The organism is Flavobacterium pygoscelis, from assembly GCF_023162025.1.
Lineage (GTDB): Bacteria > Bacteroidota > Bacteroidia > Flavobacteriales > Flavobacteriaceae > Flavobacterium > Flavobacterium pygoscelis.
Window position 1 is genome coordinate 134,804 of record NZ_JALNUB010000008.1, and the last position, 14,155, is coordinate 148,958.

At 34.4% G+C, this 14,155-nt stretch carries 11 protein-coding genes; 10 read left to right on the forward strand and 1 reads right to left on the reverse strand.

Annotated elements, in window-relative coordinates; translation table 11 throughout:
• Positions 1–77: 77 nt before the first annotated feature.
• The 4 genes from thrA (at position 78) to MW871_RS13350 (ending at position 5,844) form a co-directional block, all read left to right on the forward strand.
• On the forward strand, positions 78–3,464 hold the full coding sequence (gene thrA / locus MW871_RS13335; RefSeq protein WP_248428982.1) for a bifunctional aspartate kinase/homoserine dehydrogenase I: 3,387 nt from the start codon (positions 78–80) through the stop codon (positions 3,462–3,464).
• 109 nt (positions 3,465–3,573) lie between these two features.
• Positions 3,574–4,026, forward strand: a complete 453-nt coding sequence (locus MW871_RS13340; protein ID WP_248428983.1) for an OsmC family protein — start codon at positions 3,574–3,576, stop codon at positions 4,024–4,026.
• A gap of 90 nt (positions 4,027–4,116) precedes the next feature.
• Entirely contained in the window at positions 4,117–5,289 is a 1,173-nt protein-coding gene (locus MW871_RS13345; protein WP_248428984.1) for a trans-sulfuration enzyme family protein, read from the forward strand.
• Positions 5,290–5,433: 144 nt separating this feature from the next.
• Complete coding sequence (locus tag MW871_RS13350; protein ID WP_248428985.1) at positions 5,434–5,844, forward strand: RrF2 family transcriptional regulator; 411 nt, start codon at positions 5,434–5,436, stop codon at positions 5,842–5,844.
• Positions 5,845–6,312: 468 nt separating this feature from the next.
• Here MW871_RS13350 and MW871_RS13355 read toward each other — a convergent pair whose 3' ends face one another.
• Positions 6,313–7,095 (reverse strand): sulfite exporter TauE/SafE family protein, encoded by a 783-nt coding sequence (locus MW871_RS13355; RefSeq protein WP_210646654.1) that lies wholly within the window; start codon positions 7,093–7,095, stop codon positions 6,313–6,315.
• Between the two features lie 320 nt (positions 7,096–7,415).
• On the opposite strand from MW871_RS13355, the gene MW871_RS13360 reads away from it, so the two are divergent.
• From MW871_RS13360 to MW871_RS13385, 6 genes are all read left to right on the forward strand, one after another.
• Positions 7,416–8,117: a phosphoadenylyl-sulfate reductase gene (locus tag MW871_RS13360; RefSeq protein WP_248428986.1), complete on the forward strand. Its 702-nt coding sequence runs from the start codon at positions 7,416–7,418 to the stop codon at positions 8,115–8,117.
• 81 nt (positions 8,118–8,198) lie between these two features.
• Positions 8,199–9,098: a sulfate adenylyltransferase subunit CysD gene (cysD, locus tag MW871_RS13365; RefSeq protein WP_248428987.1), complete on the forward strand. Its 900-nt coding sequence runs from the start codon at positions 8,199–8,201 to the stop codon at positions 9,096–9,098.
• Between the two features lie 107 nt (positions 9,099–9,205).
• Complete coding sequence (locus MW871_RS13370; protein ID WP_248428988.1) at positions 9,206–10,450, forward strand: sulfate adenylyltransferase subunit 1; 1,245 nt, start codon at positions 9,206–9,208, stop codon at positions 10,448–10,450.
• A 106-nt stretch (positions 10,451–10,556) separates the two neighbouring features.
• Complete coding sequence (locus MW871_RS13375) at positions 10,557–12,650, forward strand: nitrite reductase (RefSeq protein ID WP_248428989.1); 2,094 nt, start codon at positions 10,557–10,559, stop codon at positions 12,648–12,650.
• Positions 12,640–13,416 carry a uroporphyrinogen-III C-methyltransferase gene (gene cobA, locus MW871_RS13380; RefSeq protein ID WP_248428990.1) on the forward strand — a complete coding sequence of 259 codons (777 nt, stop codon included), beginning with the start codon at positions 12,640–12,642 and terminating at the stop codon, positions 13,414–13,416. The genes MW871_RS13375 and cobA overlap by 11 nt, the downstream gene beginning before the upstream one ends.
• A gap of 62 nt (positions 13,417–13,478) precedes the next feature.
• Positions 13,479–14,060, forward strand: a complete 582-nt coding sequence (locus tag MW871_RS13385) for a precorrin-2 dehydrogenase/sirohydrochlorin ferrochelatase family protein (protein WP_248429000.1) — start codon at positions 13,479–13,481, stop codon at positions 14,058–14,060.
• Positions 14,061–14,155: the final 95 nt, after the last annotated feature.

Sequence of the window (14,155 nt, forward strand, 5' to 3'; positions counted from 1 at the left end):
TTCGTCTAGATACCCAATATTCTAGCTTTCTTTCTAATATTTCCAGACACAAATCAAAAATCCTAAAAGATTTGAAATTGGAAAATAAACCTTCATTAATTACATTACAAGATTTCACCACTCATAACGGTGCTTTCTATGCTACCCTAAATTTAAGCTATCAGATTTTTGGCGCCGATTTGCATTCTGCTCCCATAATTTTAATTAATCATGCTTTAACTGGAAACTCACAAGTTATTGGTGAAGCTGGTTGGTGGAACGAAATAGTAGGCGTTGATAAAACAATTGATACCCGAAAATATACCATCATCGCTTTTGATGTTCCAGGCAATGGTTTTAATTCAGCTACCATCGACAACTACAAGGATTTTATTGCAAGAGATATTGCTAAAATTTTTCTGGAAGGACTTCGTGTGTTAAAAGTTGATCAACTTTTTGCGCTTATCGGTGGATCAATAGGTGGAGGAATAGGTTGGGAAATTTTGGCCTTAGAGCCTAAATTAACTCAAAATTTCATTCCCATTGCTACCGATTGGAAGGCTACCGATTGGTTGATTGCTAACTGTTATTTGCAAGAGCAAATCTTAAATAATTCTAAAAAACCTATAGAAGATGCACGCATTCACGCAATGTTGTGTTATCGAACTCCTGAATCTTTTAAAGAAAAATTTAATCGAGATATCAATGTGCAACTCGAAACTTTTCAAGTGGAGAGTTGGTTGAATTATCACGGAGAAAAATTAGAAAAAAGATTTCAGTTATCGGCCTACAAGATGATGAATCAATTATTAAAAACCATTGATATCACTCGAAATCGAGAATCTTTTGAATCTCTTATTTCTAAAGTTGATGCCAATATTTATATTGTAGGAATCAACTCTGACTTGTTTTTTACGGCAAAGGAGAATAAAGAAACATACAACGATATCAAAAAATTTAAAAACAATGTATTCTATAGTGAGATTGACTCGCAGCACGGACATGATGCTTTCCTGATAGAATATGAACAATTAGACAATTTATTAGAAGTAGTCTTCAAAAATAAAAAACAAATGAAAGTACTGAAATTTGGCGGAAAATCTTTAGCAAATGGTGAAGGGATTAATACGGTTCTAAATATTATTGAAAGTAAAATAAAGCAAGAAGAAAAAGTTACTGTTGTTGTATCCGCAAGAGGAAAAGCCACTGATGAACTTGATGATATTTTAACAATTGCTGTGAAAAATGGTAATTACAAACCACTTTTAGAGAGTTTTAAAAAATATCAAAAAGATGGATTTGAATCAATTGATTTCTCTGTTGAATTTGAAAAATTAGACAAACTTTTTGAAGGAGTGAGTTTGATAGGCGATTACAGTACTAAAATTCAAGATCAAATTTTGGCACAAGGTGAAGTGCTTTCGGCTAAATTACTCGTCTTCTTACTAAACGAAAGAGGTATTCTTGCAAAATTTGCCGATACCCGTGAATTGATAGTTACAGACTCGAATTTTGGCGATGCTCAACCTATAGAAGGGGCATCGAAAAAGAATATCATCCAGATTTTCAAAGAAAATGAAGACGCCGTTTTAGTAATTACAGGTTTTATTGGTGCGAACGCCAAAAATGAAACTACTACTTTAGGTAGAAATGGAAGTAATTACACAGCTTCACTAATAGCAAATTTCATTAATGCGGAAGAACTTCAGAACTTCACACATGTTGACGGAATATACACTGCCAATCCAGATTTAGTACTGGATGCCAAAAAAATAGATCACTTGACTTTTAATGAAGCAAATGAGTTGGCTAATTTTGGCGCAACTATTCTGCATGCTAAAACTATCATTCCTTTATTAGAAAAAAATATTCCGCTTCGTATATTAAATACGTTTAATCACGAAAATAAAGGAACACTCATTACGGCTAATGCTGCAGGAGCGGGAATAAAAACACTTTCCGTTTTAGAGAATGTAGCTTTAGTGAATCTTGAAGGAAGAGGACTGTTAGGAAAAACAGGTGTAGATGCTCGTATTTTTAAAGTAATGGGCGATAATGATATCAGTGTAAGTATCATTTCACAAGGTTCATCAGAAAGAGGAATTGGATTAGTGGTTGCAGCTGATAAAGCCACAAGAGCAATGATCGAATTAGAAAAAGAATTTGAAAATGATTTCTATGCTAAAGATGTGAATAAAATTACGGTGACTGATAATGTTTCGGTAATTTCAATTATTGGCCAAGATTTAAGTACGTTTCATAAACCGTATACTGCTTTAATTAAAAATAAAATTATTCCTATACTTTTTAATAATACGGTTACGGGTAAAAACGTGAGTTTAGTGGTTAAAAAAACCGAACTTTATAAAGCCTTAAATGTCATTCACGGTGAGATTTTTGGAGTTTCAAAAAAAATCAACATTGCTGTTTTTGGACATGGACTAGTGGGAGGAACTTTGATTAATCAAATTTTAGAGTCTGCTGAAGCAATTGATAAAAGAAAACATATTAAACTAAATGTTTTTGCCATTGCCAATTCTAAAAAAATTCTTTTAGATAAAAACGGAGTTTCTTTAGAGTGGAGAAATCAAATTCAAGATCAAGGAATTCCTTATACGATGGAAGACGTTATTGCTTATGCAAACGAACATCATTTAGAAAATTTAATTGCCATCGATAATACAGCGAGTGCTGCATTTGTTGAAAACTATATTCCGCTGGTGGAAAGCAGCTTCGATTTAATTTCTTCAAATAAAGTAGCAAACACATTAAGCTATGGTTTTTATAAAGGCTTAAGAAAATCATTAGCAGATAACCAAAAGAACTATTTGTATGAAACCAATGTTGGAGCTGGTTTGCCATTGATTGATACGATTAAATTACTGCATCTTTCAGGAGAAAATATTACTAAAATTAAAGGGGTTTTCTCTGGAACTTTGAGCTATTTATTCAATAATTTCTCTGCAAAAGATGCGCCTTTTAGCGAAATTCTAAAAGAAGCAATTGACAACGGTTACACGGAGCCAGATCCAAGAGAAGATTTGTGCGGTAATGACGTAGGAAGAAAATTATTGATTTTAGCAAGAGAACTAGATTTGCAAAATGAATTTGAAGAAATTAAGATTCAAAATCTTATTCCAGAACATTTACGTGAAGGTGATGTTGCTGATTTTTTAACAAAGCTTAAGGAATTCGATCCTATTTATGACAAAATAAAAGCAGACCAAAAGCCGAATCATGTGTTAAGATATATAGGAGAATTGTCTGGAGATTTGCAGCATGATAAAGGGATACTAGAGGTGAAATTAGTGTCAGTTCCTTCAGATACTGCGCTAGGAGGATTGAAAGGTTCCGATTCTTTCTTCGAGATTTACACAGAGTCCTACGGAGATCGACCAATAGTAATTCAAGGAGCGGGCGCTGGATCAGCGGTAACAGCAAGAGGAGTTTTTGGAGATATTTTGAGATTGTCGGATAAAGGGTAAAATCCCCCTTACCCCCGAAGGGGGAATAAAGAAAATATAAATAATATAAAAAGGACATACCTCCGGTCTTGGCTCCCTCCCCTTCGGGGAGGGTTGGGGAGGGGATATTATGAAAGTAACATTAAACAGAGTAAACGATAATTTTCATTTCGAATTAAAAAACGAACGTGGACACATAGTAAACGTAGACAGTCGTCCTGAGTTTGGAGGAAATGATATGGGAGCAAGTCCTATGGAACTAGTGTTAATGGGAGTTGCAGGCTGTAGCGCCATTGATATGATTTCGATTCTAAAAAAGCAACGTCAAGAAATTACTTCTTTTAAAGCAGAGGTTGACGGCGAAAGAGTTCAAATAGGAGAGGCAAAACCTTTTAAAGACATTCATGTTGTTTTTTATTTAGAAGGCGAAATTAATCCAGAAAAAGCAGCGAGAGCCGCACAACTTTCTTTTGAGAAGTATTGTTCCGTTTCTAAAACATTAGAGCCAACAGCTACAGTACATTACAAAGTAGTTTTGAATGGAATCCCCCTAACCCCCGAAGGGGGAACAAGCAACTTATAAATAATTGCTGATTTTTTAAATAATAACACTCTAGTCTCGGCTCCCTCTCCGCCGCGGCGGAAGGGCTGGGGTGGGGATAATAGAACTTTTATGAACGATCAAGAATTCGGGTTTGAAACCCAAGCAATACGCAATCAATTAGAAAGAACACAATATTTGGAGCATTCAGTGCCTTTGTATTTAACCTCCAGCTTTGTTTTTGAAGATGCCGAAGATATGAGAGCCTCTTTTGCCGAAGAAAAAGAGAGAAATATTTACAGCCGTTACAGTAACCCAAATACCAACGAATTTGTAGATAAAATTTGTAAAATGGAAGGTGCTGAGGCAGGTTTTGCTTTTGCATCTGGAATGGCAGCGGTATATTCTACTTTTGCAGCTTTGTTAAAATCAGGAGATCATATTGTGTCTGCCAGTAGTGTTTTTGGTGCTACACATTCTCTTTTTATGAAATACTTTCCAAAATGGAATATTGAAACTTCGTATTTTGACATCAATAAACCGGAAACTATCGAGAGTTTTATTAAACCAAATACCAAGATTCTTTTTGCGGAATCGCCTACGAATCCAGCAGTTGATATTATTGATTTGGAATTATTGGGAGCAATTGCTAAAAAACACAATTTGATTTTGATTATCGACAACTGTTTTGCAACCCCTTATATTCAGCAACCTATAAAGTGGGGTGCGCATTTAGTGGTGCATTCTGCTACTAAATTAATTGATGGACAAGGAAGAGTATTAGGAGGAGTTACTGTGGGGAGAGCCGACTTGATGAAAGAAATTTATTTGTTTTCCCGACTTACAGGTCCTGCATTATCCCCATTTAATGCATGGGTTTTGTCTAAAAGTTTAGAAACTTTAGCCGTTCGTGTCGAGAAACATTGCCAAAATGCACTTCAAGTCGCCGAGTTTCTAGAAAATCATCCTAAAGTGAAACAGGTGAAATACCCGTTTTTAAAATCACATCCACAATATGACATTGCTAAAAAACAAATGAGTTTAGGTGGAAATATCGTAGCATTCGAGATCAAAGGCGGATTAGAAGCAGGAAGAACTTTTCTGGATAAAATAAAACTATGTTCTTTGTCTCCTAATTTAGGCGATACAAGAACTATTGTTACGCATCCCGCCTCTACAACTCATAGTAAATTATCCGTAGAGGAACGTTTGGCAGTAAGCATCACGGATGGTTTAGTCCGCGTTTCCGTAGGATTAGAAACCGTAAAGGATGTAATAGCCGATTTAGAGCAAGCATTATCCTAGATTTTAAGGTTGCATTTTTTGAATTTAGATTTGATGATTGTCGTAAAAAAAGATTGTAAATTTGGTGTTCGAATTTAAAACAGTTGATGATTTTTTTAAAATCAAAAATCGTTAATCATCATTCTTAAATCCAAATCGGTAATTATGCTCTCTAAAAAAACAAAATACGGAATAAAAGCAATGACTTTTTTGGCTCGCCAAGCAGACAATACACCAGTACAAATTGCTGAAATAGCGAAGAGTGAAAATATTTCGTTGAAATTTTTAGAAAGTATTTTATTGTTATTGCGAAATTCTGGTTTTTTAGGTGCCAAAAAAGGAAAAGGAGGAGGTTATTACTTAATCAAAGATCCTAAAGAAATCAATATGGCGCATGTTTATCGCATTCTAGAAGGACCTATTGCACTTTTGCCTTGTGCCAGTCACAATTTCTATGAGAAATGTGATGACTGCAAGGAGGAATTAAATTGTGCCGTTCGAAAATTAATGATAGAAGTACGCGATAACACTCTAAAAATATTAGAGAGTAACACCCTTGCAGATATCGCTTTTTAAATTAATTTTTTCAACAATATTTATTTGGGCGTGCACCTTCAGATTGCTCATTCGTTCCTCATCGCAACTTCGGGTCGGGCTTTCCGTTCCCGCTTTTTTTTATTAGGTCTCGTTCTACCAACGAAACCTAATAAAAAAAGAGCTCCACTGCAATCCCTCACGCAAAAAAAACATATCGACTTAAGAATCCATTTTTTTTTATAAAATAGCAGTAACGCTCAATTTTTCATTCCTACGAATGTAGAATATTACCTAACTACACTTATAATTAAAAACTCAACTTATTTATAATCAAAAATACAGGTAAAAATTACTCCTGTAGCTAAAAACCTCTAATCATTAACATCATCTTTAAAAGACGACGGTTATTAACACCACATGCTTATATTTTCTTAAATGTCTTATATGGTTTAAGAAAATAAATTACTTACTTCATAATTAAAATACCGCATCGCAATACCTAAAAAACTAGAAAATTAATTTATAACCCACTATAAAAAGCATAATTGCGATAGCATTTCTAAGAAATAAATCGGGAACTTTTCCGCTCAACATGCTTCCAATATAAATTCCAGGTAGAGAACCAAGTAATAATTGCCCCAACAATCCTAAATCTAAATTTCCCATTGATGCGTGTCCTAATCCAGCTACAAGCGTTAACGGTACAGCATGCGCAATTTCGGTCCCCACTAATCTTGGAGTTGCTAAAAGGGGATACAAGAAAAATAAGGTAACCGTTCCCAATGCACCGGCTCCAATAGAAGTTAAGGTAACAGTTGCACCTAATAAAAGACCAATAGCTACAGTTAGTAGGTTTTGAGTTTTACTTTCATTATGAAATTTATTTCCAGACTTTTTCTGAGAAACTACTAACAGTTTCTTTTTGAATAAAACCGCTATCGAAGTTAATATAAGCGCCCAGCCTAAGCCATATTTTATAATAGCGTTAAGAGAAGCTACTTCTGTTTTTATACTATGCAATATCCATAAGGTTAATAAAGCTGCGGGAACACTTCCTAATGAAAGCCAACCTGTTATAGACCAATTGATGTTTTTTTTCTTGTGATGTACATAAACTCCTCCCATTTTAGTAAAAGCAGCATATAATAAGTCTGTGCCAACAGCAGTTGTAGGTGGAATTCCAAACCATAATAAAATAGGTGTCATTAAAGATCCCCCTCCTACACCTGTCATCCCAACTATAAAACCTACCGTTAAACCTGCTATTACTAAACCTAATTGGAAATCCATAAAAAAAATTTTGACAAAAATAATAATTATTTATAACTATCCTATCGGCAAAGTAGGTTAATTATTTTATTTGTCAAGAAATAAACTATAATCAATTTTAAATTGCTTTTTTTATAGATATGATAAAACAGAACCGACTGATAAAGAAATCAATAATTATTGCGTTCGTAATTTATAAAATGCTTATTTACAAGGCTTAGCGATGGTTTTGAAATAAAATAAAAATTATGCAATTATTTTGTTATTTAAAAATAAATAGTACTTTTGCAATTCAATCTACTAATCCTATAGGGTAATAGATTAATTAAATAAGATTAAAAATGAGTTCAACAATTGCACAAGCATTAATAGAAAAGACAAAAAACTTCTCAATCGAAGAGACCTTAGCTTTTTTGGCTAATGAATATCAAAATAAAGTAGTTTTTTCAACTTCTTTTGGACAAGAAGACCAAGTGATTACAGCGCTCATTGCTTCAAAGGATTTACCAATTGCCATTTTTACTTTAGATACAGGTCGGCTGTTTCAAGAAACGTATGATGTTTTTCATAAAACAATTAAAAAGTATAAAATAGAAATTAAAACCCATTTCCCAGAAGCAGCATCTGTTGAAGATTTACTAAACAAAAAAGGCCCAAATAGTTTTTACGAATCTGTAGGAAATAGAAAAGAATGCTGTTTTATTCGAAAAGTAGCTCCGTTAAGTAAGGCCTTAAATGGAAATGAAATTTGGATTACAGGTTTAAGAGCAGAGCAGTCTGAGAATAGAAATGATTTACCTTTTTTTGAATATGATGCGCACTTTAATATCATCAAATTTAATCCTTTGTTAAAATGGACATTAGAAGAAGTTCAAAGTTATATAGAGGATAATAATGTACCACAAAATGCATTGCACAAACAAGGTTTTGTAAGTATTGGTTGTGCACCATGTACTAGAGCAATTTTGCCTGGCGAGGATATTAGAGCAGGAAGATGGTGGTGGGAATCCAGTCATAAAGAATGCGGTTTGCACCAAAAGTAATAAGTTAAAATAAAAATAATAATTTCAAGTTGTGGCTTCCTTCATTTTGTGTAGGGCCAGAGATGGGATAAAAAATAAGTTATGAGCACAATATTAAAAACGAATGCTTTAGAAAGCGAAGCGATATACATTTTCAGAGAAGTTATTTCTCAATTTGACAAACCAGTTTTACTTTTCTCTGGTGGAAAAGATTCTATTACATTAGTACGTTTGGCACAAAAAGCTTTTTTTCCAGCCAAAATTCCTTTTCCATTGTTGCACGTAGATACTGGACATAATTTTCCTGAAACTATTGCTTTTAGAGATAAATTAGTTAAAGAATTAGGCTTAGAATTAATCGTTCGTAATGTGCAAGATGCTATCGATTCTGGTAAAGTACAAGAGGAATCTGGTAAATATTCAAGCAGAAATAGTTTGCAAACGACTACACTTCTTGATGCCATCGAAGAATTTAAATTTGATGCTTGTATTGGTGGCGCACGTCGAGATGAAGAAAAAGCAAGAGCTAAAGAACGTATTTTTTCGGTACGGGATGATTTTGGGCAATGGGATGAAAAAAACCAGCGTCCAGAATTATTTGATTTACTAAACGGAAAAATTGAAAATGGTCAAAATGTTCGTGTTTTCCCAATTTCAAACTGGACTGAACTAGATGTCTGGAGTTATATTGAACAAGAAAAAATTGAAATTCCATCTATTTACTTTTCACATAAACGTAAAGTTTTTATGAGAGATGGACTCATTTGGTCACATTCTCCATTTGTTTACCAAGAAGAAGACGAAGAAATCGAAGAGAGAATTGTTCGTTTTAGAACAGTTGGAGATATGAGTTGTACGGCTGCAGTAGATTCTTATGCTGCAACAATTGCTGAGGTTGTTGGCGAAATCAGAACATCAACAATATCTGAGAGAGGAGCCAGAATTGATGATAAACGTTCAGAAGCCGCGATGGAGAAAAGAAAACAACAAGGATATTTTTAATCCCCCTAACCCCCAAAGGGGGAATAAAGGACTTATAAAAAACATATTTAATAATTTAAAATCAAAACCTGGCTCCCTCCCTTTTGGGGAGGGCTGGGGTGGGGCCTATGGAAGTTTTAAAAATAGCAACAGCAGGAAGTGTAGATGATGGGAAAAGTACTTTAATCGGGAGATTATTGTATGATACAAAATCACTAACTACAGATAAATTAGAAGCAATTGAGAAAAGCAGCAAGCAAAAAGGATATGACTATCTTGATTTTTCGTTGGCTACTGACGGATTAGTGGCCGAGAGAGAACAAGGAATTACAATAGATGTAGCGCATATTTATTTTTCGACAGCCAAGAAAAGTTACATCATTGCCGATACGCCAGGTCACGTAGAATATACTAGAAACATGGTAACGGGAGCTTCGACTTCGCAAGTTTCAATTATTTTGATAGATGCCAGAAAAGGCGTTATTGAGCAAACCTATCGTCACTTTTTCATCAATAATTTATTGCGAGTAAAAGAGGTGATTGTTGCAGTAAACAAGATGGATTTAGTTGATTATTCTGAGGAAGTATTTAATAAAATCAAAACCGATTTTCAAGAATTAAACAGGAAGAGTTCATTCAAGGAACAAAATGTGAGCTACATTCCTCTCAGTGCAATAAATGGAGGAAACGTAGCTGATCGATCAGAAAATATGCCATGGTATAAAGGGCAAACGGTTTTACAACATCTAGAAGAATTACAACCTGCTGATGTTTACGAAAAAGGGAAAGCACGTTTTCCTGTTCAAACCGTAATTAGACCTAAAACAGAGGAATACCATGATTTTAGAGGATATGCGGGTAAGTTATATGGCAACAATATCAAAGTTGGAGATTCCGTAACAGTGCTTCCTTCTTTAACAGAGTCTAAAGTAAAACACATTCATTTTTTTGACAAACAATTTGATGAGGCTAGTGCTGGTTCTTCCATTACAATCGAATTAGAAAATGATATCAATGTCACTAGAGGAGACATGATTGTAAAATCAGATGAAATTCCAAGAATAGAAAAAGATATTACAACAACCGTTTGTTGGATGGACAGCAAAAAATTAGTTGCAGGAGCTAAATATTATGTACAGCATAATACCAATAGAGTTTTAGCAAAAATTGATAATGTAAAAAATGTAATTGCAACTGATTATTCTGGAACAACAGCAGCTTCTCAATTGTCTATTAATGAAATTGGTGAAGTCACAATCAAATTAAGCAAACCACTGTATTTTGATTCTTATAATGAAAATAAAACCAACGGTGCCTTTATCTTAATTGATGTTGCTACAAATACCACTGCTGGTGTTGGTTTCATAAAGTAGCGCCTTCAAACTCTCCGATGTGGGGAACAATATATATACATTAATAATTTCCCATCAAGTTTCCCCCTCCTTCGGAGGGGGTCAGGGGGAGGAATATACTCAGGAAATGCAAAGTTTTAGAACAGAATTAGAAAATCCAATCGTACAAAAAGAAATAATTGATTTAGAAAAAAAAATTCATGCTTTTCGTGGGGGAACAATTGATGGAGAACGATTTCGCAGTCTTCGTTTAGCACGTGGAATTTACGGGCAACGTCAGGAAGGAGTCCAAATGATTCGTATTAAATTGCCTTTCGGAAAAGTAACTAGCGAACAATTAGTTCGTATTACAAAAGTTTCTGACGAATATTCTACAGGTCGTTTGCATATTACCACACGTCAAGATATTCAGATTCACTATGTGAGTTTGGATAGAACACCTGAACTTTGGGCAAATTTAGCTAAAGATGATATCACACTACGTGAAGCTTGTGGAAATACGGTTCGTAATATTACAGCAAGCGAATTAGCAGGCGTAGATGTCAACGAGCCTTTTGACGTTTCGCCTTACGCTCACGGAATGTTTCAATATTTATTGCGAAATCCTATTTGCCAAGAAATGGGGCGTAAATTCAAAATTTCATTTTCTTCTTCTGATGAGGATACTGCTTTGAGCTATTTACACGATTTAGGATTTATTCCCAAAATTGTAAATGGTGAAAGAGGATTCAAAGTGATGCTTGGTGGTGGATTAGGTTCGCAACCCATTCACGCGGAATTATTAAGCGAATTTATTCCCGCAAATCAAATAGTGCCAACGGCTGAAGGTATCATTCGGGTTTTTGATAGACATGGAGAGCGCAATAAAAGAATGAAAGCGCGTATGAAATTTCTAATCAAAGACATTGGGAAAGAAGCTTTCTTAGAATTGGTTGAAAAAGAGAAAAAAGCAATCGCTTTTGAGACATACGAAATCGACATTGCAGGATTTGATGAAACTATTCCAGAAACTTTATTAAAAGTACCAGAAATTACTATTACTGATATTGTCGCTTATGAAACTTGGAAAGCTTCATCTGTAATTCCGCAAAAACAAAAAGGATATGTTGCTATAGGTATTAAAGTGCTTTTAGGTGATTTTTATACCGATAAAGCCAGAGTTTTAGCAGACTTGATTAAAAATTATGCAGCTAATGAATTGCGTTTTTCATTGCGTCAGAATATTGTGATTCGCAATGTAAAAGAAGAAAATCTGCCTTTCTTTTATCAAGAATTAGCGAAATTAGATATGGTCACTTTGGGATACAATTCTATGGCTGATATCACTGCTTGCCCAGGAACTGATACTTGTAACCTCGGAATTGCCAGTAGTACAGGAATTGCCGAAGAATTGGAGAAAGTAATCGAAGCAGAATATCCACAATATAAAAACAACAAAGAGATTGAAATAAAAATTAGTGGATGTATGAACGCTTGCGGTCAACACAATATGTCAGCGATTGGTTTTCAAGGAATGTCAATCAACTCTGGTAAATTAGTTGCTCCAGCCTTGCAAGTTTTATTGGGAGGTGGAAATCTAGGAAATGGAAGTGGTCGTTTTGCTGATAAAGTTATAAAAATTCCAAGCCGTAGAGGACCTGAAGCGTTGCGATATATCTTAAATGATTTTGATGAAAATGGGAATGGAACTTCATTTGTGAATTATTATACAGAAAAAGGCGAGAAATATTTCTACGAAATATTAAAACCTTTAGCCGATATAACCAACCTTACAGAAGCTGATTTTGTTGATTGGGGAAATGCGGATAATTACGTAAAAGCCGTTGGAGTAGGAGAATGTGCTGGCGTTGTGATTGATTTAGTGGCCACGCTTTTATTGGAAGCCAAAGATAAATTGACATTTGCTCAAGAAGCTTTCGATGAAAATAAATGGTCAGATGCTATTTATCATGCGTATTCTGGTTTTGTAAATGGTGCCAAAGCTTTACTGCTTTCGGAAAACCAAAAAACAAATCATCAGGCCGGAATTATAGATTTATTTGATACTGTTTTTGTACAAACCAATAAAATTTCATTTAAAACTTCTTTCAGAGATTTAGTTTTCCAAATCAATCAAAACGAACCTACTGAAGCTTTCGCCAAAAAATATATACAACAAGCAATCCATTTTTTCGATACAATCGAAGCATTCAGAGCTAAAGACTTAGAAGATGAAAAATAGAATTAAACCTCAAGTTACATTAGTAGGCGCTGGTCCAGGAGATCAAGATTTACTTACTATCAAAGGTGCAAAAGCCTTGGCGGAAGCTAATGTAGTTTTGTACGATGCTTTGTCAAATGATGAATTGTTGTCTTATGCGCCTAAAAAAGCACTGAAAATATTTGTTGGAAAAAGAAAGGGCTATCATGCTTATACGCAAGATGAAATCAACCAATTGATTGTTGATAATGCATTGACTTATGGTCATGTGGTTCGGTTGAAAGGTGGCGATCCATTTATTTTTGGAAGAGGAAGCGAAGAAATTGAATTCGTAGAAAGTTTTGGAATTCCAACTTTTGTAATCCCCGGAATTTCCTCATCAATAGCAGTTCCCGCTTCGCAAGGAATTTCGTTGACAAAAAGAGGTGTTTCTGAGAGTTTTTGGGTAATTACGGGAACCACTTCTACCCGAAAATTATCTACCGATGTAGCTTTGGCGGCTCAATCAACAGCAACCGTAGTGATCTTAATGGGAATGAGCAAACTGGATGAAATTGTAGCTTTATTCCAAAAAGAATCTAAAGGTCAAATTCCGGTTGCAATTATTCAAAACGGAACAACTCTAGAAGAAAAGGTTGGAATTGGAACCATAGATAACATCCAAAAAGTAGTTGCCAAAAATAATTTAAGTTCCCCAGCAATTATTGTAATTGGTGAAGTAGTTAAAGAAAGTAATAAACTAAAAGGCTTTTACGAAGAGTTTGTGTCTTCTGAAATACGACTATAATGAAAGAAAAAGAATCATACTCCAATAGTCACGACTCGGCTTCCATCTCCTTAGGAGAGGATTTGGGAGAGAGGAATCAGCTTTACCCCATTTTTTTAAAAGTGCATCAACTGAACGTGCTTATTGTTGGTGGCGGAAATGTAGGATTAGAGAAATTATCTTTTTTATTAAAATCCAGCCCCAATGCAATTGTCGAAGTTGTTGCTCCACGATTTTTACCAGAACTAGTCGATTTAGTACATCAATACGATTCTGTAAAATTAACCATGAAGAAATTCAAAAAAAAAATGCTTAAAAAAAGACATTTGGTTATTGCCTGTACTGATGATTTAGAGATAAATAAAAAAATTTACGACTTGTCTCGAAAAAGATTTTTGATTTGTAATATAGCTGATACGCCTGATTTATGCGATTATTATTTGGGTGGTATTGTTACAAAAGGGAATGTGAAAATTGCTATATCAACTAACGGAAAATCCCCAACTACGGCCAAAAGACTACGTGAGTTTTTTGAAGAAGTACTTCCAGATGATATTAATAAAATGGTATTGAACTTAAATGAATATCGGAAAACTTTGAAAGGAAACTTTGAAGAAAAAGTCGAAAAAATGAATAAGATTACCGAAACGTTAAAAAATATATAAAAAGTTCTTTTAAATTTAAAGGAATGATAAAAATCATAAAAAGGAGAAACAAATATTCGTTTCTTTGTAAACTCATAAAATGACTATAAATAGTA